16 protein-coding genes are annotated in these 16,116 nt (G+C 73.5%); 6 read left to right on the top strand and 10 right to left on the bottom strand.

The window, feature by feature from the left end; translation table 11 throughout:
* Positions 1-354: 354 nt before the first annotated feature.
* A complete protein-coding gene (locus ACIP5K_RS09460) occupies positions 355-1,887 on the top strand; it encodes a PLP-dependent aminotransferase family protein (RefSeq protein ID WP_401407139.1) in 1,533 nt (510 codons plus the stop codon).
* Between the two features lie 218 nt (positions 1,888-2,105).
* Here the strand turns inward: ACIP5K_RS09460 and ACIP5K_RS09455 are convergent, their stop codons facing one another.
* Together ACIP5K_RS09455 and ACIP5K_RS09450 are read right to left on the bottom strand one after the other, a co-directional pair.
* Entirely contained in the window at positions 2,106-2,378 is a 273-nt protein-coding gene (locus ACIP5K_RS09455) for a DUF397 domain-containing protein (protein WP_111661655.1), read from the bottom strand.
* Positions 2,379-3,248: a helix-turn-helix domain-containing protein gene (locus tag ACIP5K_RS09450; protein WP_401407137.1), complete on the bottom strand. Its 870-nt coding sequence runs from the start codon at positions 3,246-3,248 to the stop codon at positions 2,379-2,381.
* A 338-nt stretch (positions 3,249-3,586) separates the two neighbouring features.
* Between ACIP5K_RS09450 and ACIP5K_RS09445 the strand changes: the two genes are divergently transcribed.
* Positions 3,587-4,072: an ATP-binding protein gene (locus ACIP5K_RS09445; RefSeq protein ID WP_401407135.1), complete on the top strand. Its 486-nt coding sequence runs from the start codon at positions 3,587-3,589 to the stop codon at positions 4,070-4,072.
* 118 nt (positions 4,073-4,190) lie between these two features.
* On the top strand, positions 4,191-4,655 hold the full coding sequence (locus ACIP5K_RS09440; RefSeq protein WP_401407133.1) for a hypothetical protein: 465 nt from the start codon (positions 4,191-4,193) through the stop codon (positions 4,653-4,655).
* A 60-nt stretch (positions 4,656-4,715) separates the two neighbouring features.
* Here ACIP5K_RS09440 and ACIP5K_RS09435 read toward each other — a convergent pair whose 3' ends face one another.
* Positions 4,716-4,898, bottom strand: a complete 183-nt coding sequence (locus ACIP5K_RS09435; protein ID WP_401407131.1) for a hypothetical protein — start codon at positions 4,896-4,898, stop codon at positions 4,716-4,718.
* Between the two features lie 143 nt (positions 4,899-5,041).
* Complete coding sequence (locus tag ACIP5K_RS09430) at positions 5,042-5,737, bottom strand: DUF899 domain-containing protein (RefSeq protein WP_401407129.1); 696 nt, start codon at positions 5,735-5,737, stop codon at positions 5,042-5,044.
* A 265-nt stretch (positions 5,738-6,002) separates the two neighbouring features.
* Between ACIP5K_RS09430 and ACIP5K_RS09425 the strand changes: the two genes are divergently transcribed.
* On the top strand, positions 6,003-6,842 hold the full coding sequence (locus ACIP5K_RS09425; protein WP_401407572.1) for a serine protease: 840 nt from the start codon (positions 6,003-6,005) through the stop codon (positions 6,840-6,842).
* Positions 6,843-6,923: 81 nt separating this feature from the next.
* On the opposite strand, the gene ACIP5K_RS09420 is transcribed toward ACIP5K_RS09425, so the two are convergent.
* Positions 6,924-8,948: an FUSC family protein gene (locus tag ACIP5K_RS09420; RefSeq protein WP_401407127.1), complete on the bottom strand. Its 2,025-nt coding sequence runs from the start codon at positions 8,946-8,948 to the stop codon at positions 6,924-6,926.
* A 125-nt stretch (positions 8,949-9,073) separates the two neighbouring features.
* On the opposite strand from ACIP5K_RS09420, the gene ACIP5K_RS09415 reads away from it, so the two are divergent.
* Positions 9,074-9,607 carry a 2'-5' RNA ligase family protein gene (locus ACIP5K_RS09415; RefSeq protein ID WP_401407125.1) on the top strand — a complete coding sequence of 178 codons (534 nt, stop codon included), beginning with the start codon at positions 9,074-9,076 and terminating at the stop codon, positions 9,605-9,607.
* 16 nt (positions 9,608-9,623) lie between these two features.
* Here ACIP5K_RS09415 and ACIP5K_RS09410 read toward each other — a convergent pair whose 3' ends face one another.
* Positions 9,624-10,544, bottom strand: a complete 921-nt coding sequence (locus ACIP5K_RS09410; protein ID WP_401407123.1) for a nucleotidyltransferase family protein — start codon at positions 10,542-10,544, stop codon at positions 9,624-9,626.
* 70 nt (positions 10,545-10,614) lie between these two features.
* Positions 10,615-11,712, bottom strand: a complete 1,098-nt coding sequence (locus ACIP5K_RS09405) for a hypothetical protein (protein WP_401407121.1) — start codon at positions 11,710-11,712, stop codon at positions 10,615-10,617.
* Between the two features lie 223 nt (positions 11,713-11,935).
* Here ACIP5K_RS09405 and ACIP5K_RS09400 point away from each other — a divergent pair, with 223 nt between their 5' ends.
* Positions 11,936-12,805: a SigB/SigF/SigG family RNA polymerase sigma factor gene (locus tag ACIP5K_RS09400; protein WP_401407119.1), complete on the top strand. Its 870-nt coding sequence runs from the start codon at positions 11,936-11,938 to the stop codon at positions 12,803-12,805.
* A gap of 215 nt (positions 12,806-13,020) precedes the next feature.
* On the opposite strand, the gene ACIP5K_RS09395 is transcribed toward ACIP5K_RS09400, so the two are convergent.
* From ACIP5K_RS09395 to ACIP5K_RS09385, 3 genes are all read right to left on the bottom strand, one after another.
* Positions 13,021-14,109, bottom strand: a complete 1,089-nt coding sequence (locus ACIP5K_RS09395; protein ID WP_401407117.1) for a cation diffusion facilitator family transporter — start codon at positions 14,107-14,109, stop codon at positions 13,021-13,023.
* A gap of 130 nt (positions 14,110-14,239) precedes the next feature.
* Positions 14,240-14,938, bottom strand: coding sequence for a hypothetical protein (locus ACIP5K_RS09390; RefSeq protein WP_401407115.1), 699 nt, complete (start codon positions 14,936-14,938; stop codon positions 14,240-14,242).
* A 198-nt stretch (positions 14,939-15,136) separates the two neighbouring features.
* Positions 15,137-16,102, bottom strand: a complete 966-nt coding sequence (locus ACIP5K_RS09385; protein ID WP_401407113.1) for a glycoside hydrolase family 6 protein — start codon at positions 16,100-16,102, stop codon at positions 15,137-15,139.
* Between the last annotated feature and the right edge of the window lie 14 nt (positions 16,103-16,116).

Below are 16,116 nucleotides of genomic sequence, written 5' to 3'. Positions count from 1 at the left end.
GGTTAAGTCTTGAGCGGGAGAGGTCTTACGGGGTGAGGTCTTGGGCTGGTGAAGTCTTGCGCGGCTGAGGTCGTGTGCGGGTGAAGTCTTGCGTGGCTGAGGTCTTGGGCGGACGAGGTCGTGTGCGCTGAGGTCTTGGGCGGGCGAGGCCGTGTGCGGTGAGGTCTGGCGCAGATGAGGCCGTGGGTGGGTGAGACCTGAGGCGGATGAGGCCGTGCGTAGGTGGGCCTGGGATGGGTGGGGCCGTGGGGTCGCCCGCGGGGTGGTGTCCGGGCGTCGTACGGCAGTTGCCGTCCGCGAGGGATTCCGGTCGCGCTCGGGCGTTGTCAGTGGCCGTCTGTAGGGTGCGGCTCCATGAGGGGATCGGGGGACGGATCGCGGGTCGACACGGCGGAGCGGATCGGGGTCGACCTGCATCTGGAGCTGTCGGGGACGGGCAGCAGGCGGGGGGCGCTGGCCGTCGCGCTGCGGGACGCCGTGCGGTCCGGGCGGCTGCCGCCGGGGACCTGGTTGCCGCCGTACCGGGCGCTCGCCGCCGACCTCGGCGTGGCGCGCAACACGGTCGCCGACGCCTATGCCGAACTCGTCGCCGAGGGCTGGCTCACCGCCCGCCAGGGATCGGGGACGCGGGTCGCGGAGCGGGCCCGGCCGCTGAGCACGGGTCCGGGTGCGCAGCCGGGCACGGCAGCGGGTGCCGACCAGGACGGCGGGGACCGGGCGACGCGGGACGGGATCCCGCGGGTGTCCGGCCCGGTGCACGATCTGCGGCAGGGCTCGCCGGACGCGTCGGCGTTCCCGCGGGCCGCGTGGGCGACGGCGTACCGGCGAGCGCTGAACGCCGCGCCCGCCGCCGCCCTCGGGCCGGGTGACCCGCAGGGCCGGATCGAGCTGCGGACGGCGCTGTCCGCGTACCTGGCGCGCTCGCGCGGAGTGCGCACCGAACCCGGCCGCATCGTCGTCTGCTCGGGGTTCGCGCACGCCCTGCGGCTGCTGTACGGGGAAGGGGTGCTGCGCGGGCCGCTCGCCGTGGAGGAGTACGGGCTGCCGTTCCACCGGGAGCTGCTGGGCCGGGCGGGAGTGCCGACGGTGCCGGTCGCGGTCGACGAGGACGGGGCGCGGGTCGCCGAGCCGGGCGGGCTCGCCGGTGGTGTGCGGGGGGTGCTGCTGACGCCGGCGCACCAGTTCCCCACCGGCGGACCGCTGCACCCGGAGCGGCGGGCGGCCGTCGTGGACTGGGCGCGCGGGCGCGGCGCGCTGGTGGTGGAGGACGACTACGACGGGGAGTTCCGGTACGACCGCAAACCCGTCGGAGCCGTGCAGGGCCTCGACCCCGAGCACGTCGTGTACGTCGGCTCGGTGAGCAAGAGCCTCTCCCCCGCGCTGCGCCTGGGGTGGATGGTCCTGCCGGGGCACCTGGTGCGGGAGGTGGTCGCCGCCAAGGGGGAGCGGGAGGCCTGGGCGAGCGCGCCGGAGCAGCTGGCGCTCGCCGAGTTCCTGGCGTCGGGGGCGTACGACCGGCATGTACGGCGGATGCGGCAGCGGTACCGGGCGCGCCGCGACCTGCTGGTGACGGCGCTGGCCGAGCGGGCGCCGTGGGCCGAGGTCAGCGGGGTCGCGGCGGGCCTGCACGCCGTGGTGCGGATGCCCGGGGGGCGGGAGCGGCAGGTGCTGTCCGCCGCGCGGGCGCGCGGGATAGCGGTGGAAGGACTGACGGCGTTCCGGCACCCGGAGGCGGTACCGCACACCGGTGACAGTGACAGTGACAGTGACGGCAGAGGCCAGGGCAACGGCAACGAAGGGCTGGTCATCGGCTACGCGGCGGCGGCCGAGCGGGCGTACGGAGCGGCGGTCGAGGCGCTGTGCGGGGTACTGGCGGAAGCCGAATGACCGGGCTTCCGGCCCCGCCCGGCACCGCCAGGCAGGCCACCAAGCGACCGGGCCGCCGGAGGAACACCCGGTCAGCGCGTACCGGGCCACCGGCAGGGGCTCAGCGGGCCGACGGACCGGCCACAGGCCCACACCCGGACATCACGCCCCTCACCCACAGCCAAAACCACAGCCACAAGAAGACACGAGTAACCGGATCGCCGGAGCAGTGGGCCGGGTCAGGAGAGGAGGAAGTCCGCCGCGCCCGCCTTGGCCCCCTCGATGAACGCGGAGATCTCGCTGAGCGTGTAGATCAGGGCCGGACCGTCCGGGTCCGAGGACTGCCGGACCGCGACGCGCCCGTCGGCCAGCTTCATCGCTTCGAGGCAGTTGCCTCCGTTGCCACCGCTCCAGGGCTTGTGCCAGCCTTCACCGCCGAGGTCGCGCGCGGGCATGCCGTTGTACACCGGCTCGCCGTCGACTCCTCGTATCCGGTCCTTGATCTGGTCCATTCACAGCTCCTTGCGGAGATCGCTGAGGATCTCCTTTGTGCGTGGTGCGGTTGCGGCATGTGCCGCCATGCGGTCCATGACCTCCAGGTGGGTGGCCACCTCGGGGCGCGCGTCGAGGTAGACGGCGCCGGTCAGATACTCGCTGTAGACCATGTCGGGCAGTTCCGGCACGGCGAACCGGAACAGCACGAAGGGTCCGTAGGTGCCCGGGTGCGGCCCGGACTCGAACTGGGCGACCTGGAGGGTCACGTTCGGCAGCTCGATCACTTCGAGCAGCCGGTCGATCTGGCCGCGCATCACCGCCGCGTCACCGACCGGACGACGCAGCGCCGTCTCGTCCATGACCATCCACAGGCGCGGGGCGTCCTCGCGGGTGAGCAGGGTCTGCCGCTGCATGCGCAGGGCGACGTGCCGTTCGACGCGGTCCGGATCGTCGATCAGCGCACGGCCGATCGCCCCGGATCTGAGCACGCCGCGCGCGTAGTCCTCGGTCTGGAGCAGACCGGGCACGAAGTGCGGTTCGTACGACCTGATGAGGGAGGCGGCGCCCTCCAGGCTCACGTACATCGAGAACCAGCCGGGCAGGATGTCGTGGAACCGCTGCCACCAGCCCGGCTTGTTCGCGTCCTCGGCGAGCTGCACGAAGGCGGCGGCCTCGGCGTCGGTGACGCCGTAGGACTTCAGGAGCATCTGGAGGTACGGGATCTTGAGCGCGACCTCGGCGGTCTCCATGCGGCGGACCGTGGCCGCGGTGACACGGAGTACTTTCGCCGCGTCCTCGCGCTTGAGGCCGGCGGCCTCGCGCAGGTCCTGGAGACGGCGGCCGAGAACGACCTGGCCGACCGTCGGCGCGGACCGCGGTTCACTCACGCCGCATCCCTCCCAGCAGTCCGACCCGACGTCCGACTCGTAGCCCAGTGTCTGAAGTCAGCCGCGCCCGGACGCGCACAACCGTGCGAGAAAGCCGAAGACCAGCCATTCTGCGGCCGATCACCGGTTCATTCCCACACGGTTCATGTCCAGGAGCCGCCAGGCGGCGGGCTGTAGCGAGCAGTCTGCCATGCCTGCTCCCCGGGGCACACTGCACTCTGCACTTTTCAGAGTGGCTCTTGCCAAGTGTTCGCGACGGGGCGATAGTGGCAAGCGTGATTCCGTCTGCGCCTTTAGGAACAGCAGCCGACGAGGCTACGCTCGGTGACCGCTTGGGCATGTCGCCCTTGTTCGCGGTTCGCCGCAGCAGCTTCGAGCTGGCTCCCCATCCGGGCTCCGCCGCACAGGCCCGGCGCATGACGCGCACCCAGCTGACCGGGTGGGGCGCGTGCGAGGACACGTGCGACGCCGCCGCCCTCGTCGTGTCGGAGCTGGTGACGAACGCCATCGTGCACACCGCCAGCCGCCGCATCCACTGCGAGCTGCACGACCTGCGCGGCGACGGGGACGGCGAGCGCGTCCGGATAGCCGTGCGCGACGAGGGGCGCATACCCGGCGACAGCCGGCCCACCGGCCGGATAGCGCCCGAGGAGGAGCACGGCAGAGGGCTGCTGCTGGTCGCCGCGGTCTCCACCGCGTGGGGCGCCCAGGAGACCGGTCCGGGTCTGCTCGTGTGGGCGGAGCTGCCCCGGCAGGCGGGAGCGCCGGGCACGGACCCCGGGCCCGTACCGGACTCGCCCGGCGGAAGCGGCTGGGTCTGGTGACCGGGTGCCCTCCGCTCTCGATGGACTCCAGACCTCGATGTGCCCCCGCATGACGCCGGGGTGAACCACCGCCCGGACCGGGCGGGCGAAGATCGACAAGCGTGCTGAACGGGAACGGATGGGCGTGGTGACGACGGGCGCGACGGGCAGTTTGCGGACGGTGCAGCTGGACTCTCTGGTCGGACTCGCCCGGAGACGGCGCAGTCGGCAGCCGCAGCCACCCGCACCCGTACGCCTGACCGTGCCGGAGGGCATGACCGCGCCGCTCGGCTGCGACGCCGTGGCCGTGCCGGAGAGCTTCGCCCGCGCGATGACGCGGCGGCTGCCGCGGATGGGGTGCGTGTACGCGGCCGACGGGCACTGGTGGTGGCTCGTGCCGTCGGACTCGGACGTGGCGCTCGAATGGCCCGCTCCGGCGCGCTACACGGCGGGCGCCGTGGTGCCGGACGCGGCGCGGGTGCCGGATCTCATCCACTGCCCCGAGGGCGCGGTGCCCTACACCCCGCCGATCCCGCTGTATCTGGCGCTGTGCCGGGTGACGGGGACGACCCCCGCCTGGTCCCGGTCGGTCAACACGCCCTGACCCGCGCCCGCCGAGCCCCCGCACCTGTGGCACGACGGCGCAGTGGCACGGCGACCGCCGTCAGGCGACCGGCTGGGCCGCCGCCTCCCGCACGATCACGAGGAACGCGTCCGTCGCGAGGTCCATGACGACCTCGGCGGCCCGGCCCTCCAGCCGACACCGGCTCGCGAACTCCTCCGCGGGCCAGGAGCCGCGGGGCCCTCCGGCCGGGAACCGCTGCAACACCACTCGTCCATTGATCATCGTTCGTCCCTGCCCCCGTGTCGTGCCTGAAGCGCGGACTCCGGAACGGGTCCGGCGCCCTGTGTGAAGGAGAACGCTGACAGGAGGGGTAAGGACTCGCAACGTGACGAGAATGACACCGAGTTGAGACGGGGCCGGCGGCGTCAGTCGACGTACTCGTCGTGATAGCGCACCCGCGCGCTCCCCGCGGGCGCCCCGAGGGACGTCGCCCGCCCCTCCGGCTTCTCCCACTCCTCCTGCCGCCCGAGGGCGGTGAGGTCCAGGAGGTTCGAGGTGAAGCCGAGGTTGTCGAGACCGCGGTCGAACGTCGCGTACGTGTGGAAGATCCGCTCCCCCGTGCGCAGGAAGCAGCTCAGGCCGGGCCGTTCCTGGAGGTCGCCGTCGGGTTCGCCGCGCAGGGTGGCGCCGAAGTCCTGGTTGAAGTCGGTGAGGTTCGAGGAGTACCAGGGCAGGGTCCAGCCCAGCCGGGCCTTGAACGGCAGGATCTTGGTGAACGGGGCGCGGGAGACCGCCGCGAACGCCGTGCCGCGGGCGCGCAGATGGGCGAGGTGCCCGATCTGGTCGAGGAATCCGGAGCAGCTGGTGCAGCCCGCGTCCCACTCCGGCGCGAACATGAAGTGGTAGACGACGAGTTGGGACCGCCCTTCGAACAGGTCGAGGAGCTCGGCCTTGCCGTCCGGCCCCTCGAAGACGTACGCCTTGTCGATCTCCACCATGGGCAGCTCGCGCCGCCGGGTGTTCAGCGCGTCGCGCGCCCGGGTCGCCGCCTTCTCCAGGGCGAGCAGTTCCTCGCGTGCGGCCTGCCACTCCTGGCGGGTGACCACCTTCGGCAGCCCCATGGTTCCTCCTAGAGTCGTGTCTCCAGAGGGGGGACTCGGAGGGTGCGCGGAACTCATCGGTCCCGGGAGGAAATCTTCGGGGCGGGCCTCAGGGGCGGCCGTGTCCGCTGAGCACGCACTGTTGTCCGCTGAGCCGTGCGCCATCACAATGCTCATGCCAACACGGCAACCCGCACTCCACTCATGCTCCATTCATGCACCACTCTCGACACGGGAGAGGACCCCCCACATGAACCGCACGAGCCCCACGCCCACGAAGCACCCCTTGCGCAAGTCGCTCACCGCCGCGGCGTTCGGTGTCGCGCTGATCGGCGGAACCGCCGCCCCCGCCCTGGCCGTCGACGGCGCGTCGCCCGCCGCTCCCGGGGTCACCGCCGTCTCCTTCGCCGGCACGGTCGCGCTCAGCAACTGTTCCGGCTCCGTCGTCCGGGTCCCCAGCTCCCAGCCGTCGGACCCGGCCCTGGTGATGTCGAACGGCCACTGCCTGGAGTCCGGCTTCCCGGGTCCGGGCGAGGTCGTGGTCAACAAGGCGTCGTCCCGCACGTTCAGCCTCCTGAACTCCGCCGGCAGCAAGGTCGCCACGCTGCGGGCCAGCAAGGTGGCGTACGGCACCATGACGGACACGGACGTCTCGCTGTACCAACTCACCTCCACGTACGCGCAGATAGAGAGCTCGTACGGCATCAAGGCGCTGGAGCTGTCGGCCGCCCACCCGACGCAGGGCACGGCGATCAGCGTGGTCTCCGGATACTGGAAGAAGAAGTACAACTGCTCGATCGACGGCTTCGTCTACCGCCTCAAGGAGGGCGCGTGGACCTGGAAGGACTCGGTCCGCTACACCTCCGCCTGCCAGACGATCGGCGGCACGTCCGGCTCCCCCGTCCTCGACCAGACGACGGGCAAGGTCGTCGCGGTGAACAACACCGGTAACGAGGACGGCCAGCAGTGCACGGAGAACAACCCGTGCGAGGTGGACGCGAACGGCAAGGTGACGGTGCGCCAGGGCATCAACTACGCGCAGGAGACGTACGGGATCGTGCCGTGCGTCGTCGCCGGGAACAAGATCAACCTGTCGGCGCCGGGATGCACGCTGCCCAAGCCGTGACGGCGGCCGGGCGCTCCCCCGCGCGGGGGCGCCCGGTTCCGCGGCGGGGTGGCCGTCGCTGCCGCGCGGCCGGGACGCGGCTCAGGCGGCCAGCTCCGCGAGGAGGCCGCCGATCCGCTCCGCGCACTGCGGCGGCACGCCCCCGGTGTCGTCGACCTGGACCGCGCACGCGGTGGCCGTGTCGATGAGCCGTTCCAGGACGACGGTCACCCGGTGGGCGCCGTCCGAGTGCCGGGCCACGACGGGCAGTTCGGCGGCGGCGAGGTCGGCGGCGTCCCGCGCCTGGGCCAGCGTCCGGTACGCCTCCCGGCGCAGCGCCCACCGCCTGGCCCGGTCCTGCGGGCGGCCGGAGTCCTCGCTCAGCACGTGCCGTACGTAGGCGTGGGCGGCCTCGCGCGCGGCGGCGACCCGCACCCGCACGCCGCCGCCGCGGTGGCCGCCGGGCCCCGGAAGGTGCCCGGCGACCAGCACGATGGCGCAGGCGAGCAGCGTCTCGGTGATCCGGCCCACCGACGCCTGCGGTTCCCCGCCGGCCAGGACGAGGGACAGGACGAGCACGGTGACGACCGCGGTCTGCGCGGCGAAGTGCCGGGTGGCGACGGGAATCAGCGCCCCGCACAGCGCCACGAGCGCGACGGTCCCGGCGGGGCGGGGCAGCAGCGCGGCCAGCCCGGCGAACGCGGCGGCGCCCGCGACGGTCCCGGCGGCCCGGCACAGGACGCGTGAGGCGAGCGGCCCGAGGTCCGGCTTGACGAGGAAGACGGCGGTGGCGGGCAGCCAGTACCAGTGCTGGGGGTGCAGGGCCTGGGCGACGGCGGCGCCGGCCCCGAAGGAGAGCCCGACCCGGACGCCGTACTCGCGCCCGCCGGGCCCGACCGCCCTGCGCAGCACCGCCATCGGACTGTTCGAGACGGCGTGCGGGGCGAGGTCCCGGGTGGTGGACGAGGTGGTGTCCCGGGTGACGTCCCGGGTGGCGTACGGAGTGGTGTCCGGGGTGACGTCCGAGGTGGCGTACGGAGTGGTGTCCGGGGCGCCGGGAGCGGTCGGCCGGCCGTCGTGGGAGGCCGCCGGGGCGTTCCCGCGCCGGGGCCGGGCGGGCGCGTGCCCCGCGTCGAACACCTCGGCGGCCCGCAGCAGCGCCTCGTCGAGTGCGCGCAGCCCGGCGTCGTGGCGGGTCGGCGCGGGCAGCGGTCCCACGGCGGCGCCGTCGCGCACGGCGGCCGCGAGCCGGCGCGGCCCCTCCGCGGCCCGCCCGGGCACCTTCTTCCCGGCCCAGGCCAGCGCGGTGGCGGCCTCGGCGAGCGGCAGTGCGGCGTCGTAGCGGGCCCGCAGCGGTCCGGTCGCGGCGCCGCCTCCGCGCAGGGCGTCCTGCGCCTGGTCGAGGGCGGCGGTCAGGGCGGCGCGGGAGGCCCGCGCCCCGGTGGTCCCGGCGGCCTCGACGAGCCGGGCCACGGCCTCGTACACGGCGGCGACGGCGACGCGCTCACCGTCGTACAGGTATCCGAACCGGTGGACGGGCCGGCCGGCCGCGCGGTTCCCGGTGCGGGCGGCCGGCGAGGGCAGCACGACGCGCAGGACGATCAGCCAGGCGGCGCCGGCCACGAAGAGCAGGGCCCGCTGCCATCCGGCCTCCGGCAGCGGCATCCCGGCACCGACGGCGACGGTCACCAGGAGCTGCGTACCGGCGGCGGACGCGACGGGGCCCACCGCGCTGACGGCGCCGCCGAGCAGCCCGAGCACGGCGAACGCGGCGACGATCACCACCCCGTACCCGAATCCGCCGCCTCCGCCTCCGCCGCCGCCGCCGACCCCGTTCCCCGCGAACGGGCTGAGGGCCGTGCCCACGACCATGCCCGCGCCACCGGCGAGCGCGGGCCCGCCGAGCCGGGTGAGGGCGGCGAGCCGGGGGCCGGGGCGGTCGTTGACTCCGGCGAGCATGGCGCCGAGGGCGAGCAGGACACCGCTGGAGGGGCGCCCGGCGAGGAGGCCGGCGAGCAGCAGCGGCCCCGCGGCGAGCGCACCGCGCACGACGGCGGGCCACGGGACCGGGGCGCGCTGGGCGCGCAGGGCGTGCCCGAGCCAAGGGGGAAGCGGGCGGCGGAACAAGGCGGGCTCCTGTCGTGCACGGGGGTACCGGACGACATCGGCCAGACCTGAACTGGTCCCTCTACGGTAACGGCAGTTCATGGAGGGGAGGGAACACGCGGATTTCCGCAATGTGACACTTGACCGTGCCCACTCCCCCGCTCCACGACGACGACGGCTGGCCGGACGTACCCGGGGACACGGCGCTGACGATCCAGGTGCCGGAGGCGGACCCGTTGGTGCGCACCCCGGCGCGGGCGCATGTGACGGTCCTCTATCCGTTCCTGCCGGCGCACCGGATCGCCGGGGAGACGGACGGCGCGCTGCGCGAGCTGGTCTCGGCCGTCCCGGCGTTCACGCTCACGTTCCGCGGGCTGAGCCGCTGGCCGGGTGTCCTCTATATGGCGCCGTTCCCGGCCGACCCGCTGCGCGCCCTCACGGCGGCGCTGCGGCGGCGCTGGCCGGAGGCGGTCCCGTATCGGGGGATCTTCGGCGCCGACGGTCTCGATCCGCATCTGACGCTCGCGAGCGGGCCGGGCACCGACGACCTCCCCGACGACGACTTCACGGCGGGTCTGCCGCTGCGCGCGCCCGTCACCGAGGTGCGGCTGATCGTGTCGGACGGCGCCGGGACGCCGTGGCGGGACGTGCGCGGCTATCCGCTGGGCCGCCCCGCCTGACAGGTGCGGCTCCGCCTCAGCGGGCCCCCTCCGTCCCGCGGGCGGCGGCGACCGCGGCGGCGAGGAGGTCGTGGGCCCGGTCGACGAGTCCGGCCAGTCCGGCGGGGCCGGGATCCGCTCCGGCGGGGCCGGGATCCGCTCCGGCGGGGCCGCGGTCCGCGACGATGTCGTCGATGCCCCGCAGCCCGGCCCGCTCCAGCAGCCGCTTCTCGTTGGTCACCCACTCCCCGCGCGCGGCGAGCACCGCGTGCGCGGCCGACAGGGCGGCGACGGCGACGGCCCCGACGACCTCGGTCCGCCCGCCCTTCGGCGCGTTCCCGGCCCGCGCGTAGTGCAGGATCGTCCGCGCGCGCCCCCACCACTCCTCGGGCGCGGTGCGGCGCAGCGCGGCCGGATATCCGTCGGGGCGCGGCGCCGTGCCGCGCAGGACGCGGTTGACGGAGAGTTCGGCGACGACGAGGTAGGTCGGGATCCCGGCGAGGTGGAACATCAGCGGCTCCACCCGGAACCGCCCGGCCTCGGCGTCGGCCAGCACCCGTTCGACGTCGTCGAGGTCGCGGTAGTGCACGTCGACGCGCCGCCCCTCGACGGTGAACCAGCCCCCGCCGTTGAAGACCCCGCCGCCCCATCCGCCGATCTCCGAGGCCTCCCCCTCCCATCCGACCCGGCGCAGCGCCTCCGGCGTGAAGAGGCCCTCACCGCCCCGGTAGTAGACGGCGGTGTCCCAGTCGCTGTCGGCGGTGTGGGTCCCCTGCGCACGCGAGCCGCCGAGGGCGACGGCGTGGACCCCGGGGAGGGCGGCCAGGGTGTCGGCGAGCCGGTCGAGGAAGGCCTCGTCGTCGGCCGCGGAACGCGACGCGGTGTGCGAGGCGGAGTGCGGGGCGGAGTGCGACGCGGAGTGCGGTACGGGCTGCGGGGAGCGCGGCGATACGGGCATGGAGGCACCGTACGCACCACCTGCCGCGCCGGCCTCCGCCTCCGCGGCATCCTGCGCCCTGGCCCGAGGGTCAGCCGGGTCCGGCCGGAGGGCGGAGGCCCTGTTCGACGGCCCAGGCGATGTGCTGGATGTGCCCGACCCTGATCCAGGTCTCCAGGTTCCCCGAGCCCCGGGGGCCCGTGCCGGTGGCGCACGCGTGCAGCCAGTTCTCCCCCTCGCTGTAGGCAGCGCCGCGGAATTCCGGGTGCCGCAGGAGGCGGTGGGCGGCGGCGCGGACCCGCTCCGTCCTGTCGGGGCCGGTCAGGGGGGCGCGGGCGAGGAGATGGTGCTCGGCCGTGGTGTAGCGCAGCAGGCCCCAGCGCGGACGGACCTCGTCGGCGCGCGGCCGGTCGGCGGACAGGGCGTGGTCCGTGGCGTAGTCGCCGTACACGACCTCGCGCATGCCCGTCGCGCGTGCCGCCCGTACCGTCTCGTACACCTGCCGGTCCAGGCGCGGCACCTGCTGGAACGGGTGGCCGTCCCCGCCGTCCGGGCCCAGGGGGAACCCTCCGCAGACCAGGACGACCGAGCGCCAGGGTCGCAGCCCGGACAGCAGGTCCACGGCGGTGACGGCGCTCTTCGCGGACCGTTCCGCGTCCACGACGGGCCCGACGTCGAGCAGCAGGTCCAGCTGCGACGGGGGCACGCACAACCTGGATGTCAGGGCCAGCAGTTCGCCGGCCCGCGGCACGGCGGGCTCCTTGTCGACCAGGACGCGCAGGCCGAGACCCCGGCCGCACAGGAAAGCCAGGTCGGCCGCGTGGCGCTGGAGCCTCTCCGGGCGGTCGAGGCCCGTGACCAGGCGCAGCCGGCTGCGCGTCGCCACGTGCCACAGCGCCCGCGCCGACGCCTCCCCGTGCGCCTCCACGTGCCGGGGGTCGATCCAGCCCGCGCGGCCGGCCATCGCCTCGACGAGCGCGTCCACCCTCTCCGTGAGCCAGCCGTCCAGCGCCGCCGGGTCCGGGTCGGGGTCCCGCTGCGGCCACTCGCCCCGGGTCCGTTCACCGACGCGCGGCACCACGGTCCACAGCGGCATGATCCGTGCCCGTGCCCGGTCCGGCAGCGCCCGGTAGGCCGCCACCGTGTTGCGCCGCACGCCCAGTGCCGGGACGTAGATCGGTCGAGCCATGGCGAACAGCCCCCGTCGTCGCGCGAGAACGTCCTGACCGCAGGGTGACCCGGGACGGTCCATCACGAAAGGGGGCGATATCGGGCAACGCACACATCCGGCCAGCCGTCGGAGAAAGAGCGTCGCAAGACACGTCGTATCGTATGTATGTGCGCAGGAGTCCGGGGTAACCGCAGCCGTGCGGGGAGACGCATCCATACGACGAGAGGCAGGGCCGGCGGCAATGAGTACCGTGGCAGTTCACGAGCAGGCGCACATCACGGCCGATCAGGTCGAGGCAAGTCTGATTGAGCGTGCCTACGCCGATCCCGCCTCCGTGCGCCCGAAGGATGCCCGCGAGCTGGGCAAGCACTTCTTCGACCGCCTCACCCAGCTCGAAGAGGGCACGCACGAGTACAGCTACGTGCGCAATGTGCTGATCGAGATGAACCTCTCCCTGGTGCGGTACGCGGCCTCGCGCTTCAAGCACCGCGGCCAGGAGGAGATGGAGGACATCGTCCAGGTCGGCACGATCGGCCTGATCAAGGCGATCGACCGGTTCGAGCTGACCCGCGAGGTCGAGTTCACCTCTTTCGCCGTGCCGTACATCGTCGGTGAGATAAAGCGCTTCTTCCGCGACACCTCGTGGGCCGTGCACGTGCCGCGCCGGCTCCAGGAGGCGCGCATCGAGCTGTCCAAGGCCACCGAGGAGCTGCACACCCGGCTGGGCCGCACGCCGTCGACGGCGGAGCTGGCCGAGCTGATGCAGCTCGACGTGTCGGAGGTCGCCGAGGCGCAGAAGGCGTCCAACGGTTACAACAGCGTCTCCCTCGACGCGGCGGTCAACGGCTCGGACGACGAGTCCGACACCATGCTCGCCGACTTCATCGGTGTCGACGAGGACCGCTTCGAGCTCGTCGAGAACTTCCACTCCCTCGCGCCGCTGGTCGCGGACCTGGACGAGCGGGACCGCCGCCTGATCCACCTGCGCTTCGTCGAGGAGCGCACCCAGCAGGACATCGCGGACGAGCTCGGCTACTCGCAGATGCACGTCTCCCGCCTGATCACCAAGGTCGTCGGCAAGCTCCGCGCCGGCCTGATGGCCACCGAGTAACACCTCCACGCGGCTCCCGCCGGTACCCACCGGTCCTCGTCGAGAAGGCTCCGCACCCCCGTTCCCCCGGGTGGTGCGGAGCCTTTTCGCGTGCCCGGACAACCGGTGATGTGCCGCCGGGTGCCCGGACCGGCGGTGCGCCGAGGGCCCCGGACCGGGCGGTCGCCGGTCCGGGGCCCTCGGTGACGGTCGTCGGTGACGGCCCTCGGTGACGGTCAGCCGCTCGCGCGGGCCGCGCCCTCCGCCGGGCTCTCCCACACTCCCGTCGGCGCCTCGACCACGTCCAGGAACACCTGGTCGGCCTCCGGCCAGCGCTCGTGCACCGTCCGCTTGATGCGCTCGCTCACCAGCTCCAGCTGCTCGCTCTCCAGGCCGGGCACGAGGTCGATCCGCGCCGCGACCAGCGTCGAGTCCATCCCCAGCCGCATGATGTGCAGCGCGGCGACGGCCTCGATCTCCGGCTGCTCGTCGAGCAGTTCACGGATGTCGTGGTGCAGCTTGGGGTCGCCCTCGCCGATCAGCTGGTCGCGGGCGCTGCGCCCGAGGCGGTAGGCGACGAACACCAGCAGCGCCCCGATGACGACGGACGCGGCCGCCTCCCACTCGATGTGGCCCGTCATCCGGTGCAGGACCAGACCGGCGGCCGCCAGCACGACGCCGATGACGGCCGTCGCGTCCTCGGCGAGCACCGTGCGCAGCGCCGGGTCCGAGCCGATGCCGTCGCCGGGCTGCTTGCGCACCTGGTGCACGGCGCGGGCCAGCGAGGTGCCCTCCGCGACGAAGGCGACGCCCAGCACGACGAGTCCGACGACGAATCCGCTCTTGGACTCCTCGGCACCGCCCTTGGTGAACGCCTCGAACCCCTGGAAGAAGGAGAAGCAGCCGCCCATGACGAAGATGCCCACGGCGGCGAGGAGCGACCAGAAGAAGCGCTCCTTGCCGTAGCCGAAGGGGTGCTGGCGGTCGGCGGGGCGCCTGCTGCGCCGCAGCGCGGCGAGCAGGAACACCTCGTTGAGGCTGTCGGCGACGGAGTGGGCCGCCTCCGACAGCAGCGCGGGGGACCCGGCGAAGAGTCCGCCGACCGCCTTGGCCACGGCGATCAGCAGATTCGCGCCGAGTGCCACCAGCACCGTGAAACGGGTCTTGCGGTCCTCCGAGGACTCCGCGGGCTCCTTGGACTCCTTGGATTCCTGTGACGCGTCGGACTCCTGGGACGTGTCGGACTCCTGTGACGTGTCGGACTCCGCGGACTCCTGGGACTCCGCGGACTCCTTGGATCCCTGCTCGGATGATGTATCGGTCACGTCGGCATCTCGCAGTCGTCGGGGAAGGGTGAAGCGCTGGACAGCGAACTTCCGGATAACCGGGGCCGATGCCCGTAAACCCGACGCCCCCGCCGGCCGACACGCACGCGACCGCGCGTGACCACCGTGACTACTGAGCCGCGAGCCGCTTCAGGTCGACCGTCTCACCGTCCGCGGGCTGGTCCGGGCTGACTTTCTTGCCGTAGTCGGAGAACGTGGTCGTCTCCGGCTCGCTGCCCCCGGTCGTGGTGACCTTGAGGATGTACGGCTTGCCCTCCGCGGCGACGTACAGGGTGGTCTTCTCGCCGCCCTTGGTCTTGTGCAGGGCCAGCGCCTTCGTGCCGTCGATGGTGCTGGTGCCGCCCTTCTTCAGGCCCTTGCGCTCCGACTTGTCCTCGTCCATCGCGGCGAGCAGGCCCTGCTTGTCGCACAGCCCGGTGATCTGGTCGTCCTGGGCGGGGACCTCGACCCACTTGCCGGCGACCTTCGGCACCAGTTTCCCGGCGCCGGGCTGCTGCTTGAGGCTGGAGCGCCAGTACTGCTCGTCGCCCTTCAGGTAGAACGTGGCCTTCACGTGCCTGACCTCGGCCTTCGCGCCCGAGACGGAGACCGTGCCCTGACAGTTCTTCTGCTGGTCGACCGCGATGTCGATGGCGACCGGCTCACCGCCGCTCTGGCGCACCTTGCCCTTCATGCGCAGGGACTCGGCCTCGCGCGTGGCGGCCACCGCCTTGTCCGCGACCTTGTCGGCGCTGTCTCCCTGGAACGGCTCGTCGCCGTCGCCCCCGCCGCACGCGGCCAGGCCCGTGACCGATATACCCGCGACCATGCACGCTGCGACTGTCCGTGCGATGCGCATCAGACCGCCTTCCCGCGGAGGCGTTCCCGCCCCCGCTCACCGAGAGTTCGAAGTGAGGAAACGCCCGGATACCCTTGGCGATCTCCGGAACACGCGGAAGCCATCATTCCGTAAAATTCGGCTCAAAAAGCGATGTCGGCGCGGCGTGGACGCCCGTGCCGGGCCGGTTCAGCCGCGCGCGTTGCGGGCCAGTTCCAGCCCCTTCGCCGGCCACCAGACCCCCGCCGCCGGTCCGCCCCGGCACGTCCCGTCCGACTCCCCGGGCCGCTTCACCCACAGATACGCGTCGATCAGCGGGTTCCTGGTGCGCGTGGTCGGCGCGACGCCCAGGGCGCGGCCGGGCGGGTTGCACCAGGCGTCCGCGCCCGCGTAGGGGCCGTTGCCGTTGCGGCTGGTGTCGATGACGACGCGCTTGCCGCCGCCGAGGGCCGCCACCAGACGGCGCCCGTAGTCCGCGCTCTCCTTGTTCGTACGGTAGTTGGAGACGTTCAGCGCCACCCCGTCGGCCCTGCCGACGCCCGCGGAGCGCAGCGCCGCCGCGAGCCGCCCGACGTCCGGGATCCAGCCGGGGTTGCCCGCGTCCAGGTAGACCCGGGTGCGCGGGAGCGCGGAGAACCGGTTCACCGCGTAGGTCAGCAGCGCGTTGCGCTCCTTCGGGTCGGCCCCCGCGCAGCCCGCCACCGTCGAGGCCACCGCGTCCGGCTCCACGATCACGTACGCGGACCGGGTGCCGATGCCGGAGGCGAAGGAGTCGACGTAGGCGCGGTAGGCGGCCGCGCCGTCGGCGCCGCCCGCCGAGTGCAGCCCGCAGTCGCGGTGCGGGATGTCGTAGGCGACCAGAACCGGGGTGCGGTGGGCGCGGGCCGCGGCCCGGGTGACGGAGCCGACCGCGGGGCCGGGCCCCGCGCCGTTGAGCCAGGTCGCCTGGGGGCGGGTGGCGATGCGGTCGATGAGGCGGGCGTCGGCCGGGCGGCGCTGGGCGCGGTAGGCCGCCGCCTGGCGGGCCGCCGCCGAGCCGGGGTCCACCCAGAACGCGGCGGCCGGGCCGTCCGAGGGGGCCGCGGCCGTCGCCGGGGCCAGGGCGAGGAACGCGGTCAGCAGAGCGCCGAGGACCGGGCGCGGAGACAGGGACATGGCCGGATGATCGT

Source organism: Streptomyces sp. NPDC088785 (assembly GCF_044750685.1).
Lineage (GTDB): Bacteria > Actinomycetota > Actinomycetes > Streptomycetales > Streptomycetaceae > Streptomyces.
The sequence above is the reverse complement of the archived record's forward strand: the minus strand, read 5'-3'. Positions and strand labels throughout refer to the sequence as shown.

Coding starts and splice junctions, on each gene's coding strand:
- ACIP5K_RS09460 (WP_401407139.1), top strand. CDS start 355: ATGAGGGGATCGGGGGACGGATCGCGGGTCGACACGGCGGAGCGGATC.
- ACIP5K_RS09455 (WP_111661655.1), bottom strand. CDS start 2,378: ATGGACCAGATCAAGGACCGGATACGAGGAGTCGACGGCGAGCCGGTG.
- ACIP5K_RS09445 (WP_401407135.1), top strand. CDS start 3,587: ATGTCGCCCTTGTTCGCGGTTCGCCGCAGCAGCTTCGAGCTGGCTCCC.
- ACIP5K_RS09440 (WP_401407133.1), top strand. CDS start 4,191: ATGGGCGTGGTGACGACGGGCGCGACGGGCAGTTTGCGGACGGTGCAG.
- ACIP5K_RS09435 (WP_401407131.1), bottom strand. CDS start 4,898: ATGATCAATGGACGAGTGGTGTTGCAGCGGTTCCCGGCCGGAGGGCCC.
- ACIP5K_RS09430 (WP_401407129.1), bottom strand. CDS start 5,737: ATGGGGCTGCCGAAGGTGGTCACCCGCCAGGAGTGGCAGGCCGCACGC.
- ACIP5K_RS09410 (WP_401407123.1), bottom strand. CDS start 10,544: ATGCCCGTATCGCCGCGCTCCCCGCAGCCCGTACCGCACTCCGCGTCG.
- ACIP5K_RS09405 (WP_401407121.1), bottom strand. CDS start 11,712: ATGGCTCGACCGATCTACGTCCCGGCACTGGGCGTGCGGCGCAACACG.
- ACIP5K_RS09400 (WP_401407119.1), top strand. CDS start 11,936: ATGAGTACCGTGGCAGTTCACGAGCAGGCGCACATCACGGCCGATCAG.
- ACIP5K_RS09390 (WP_401407115.1), bottom strand. CDS start 14,938: ATGGTCGCGGGTATATCGGTCACGGGCCTGGCCGCGTGCGGCGGGGGC.
- ACIP5K_RS09385 (WP_401407113.1), bottom strand. CDS start 16,102: ATGTCCCTGTCTCCGCGCCCGGTCCTCGGCGCTCTGCTGACCGCGTTC.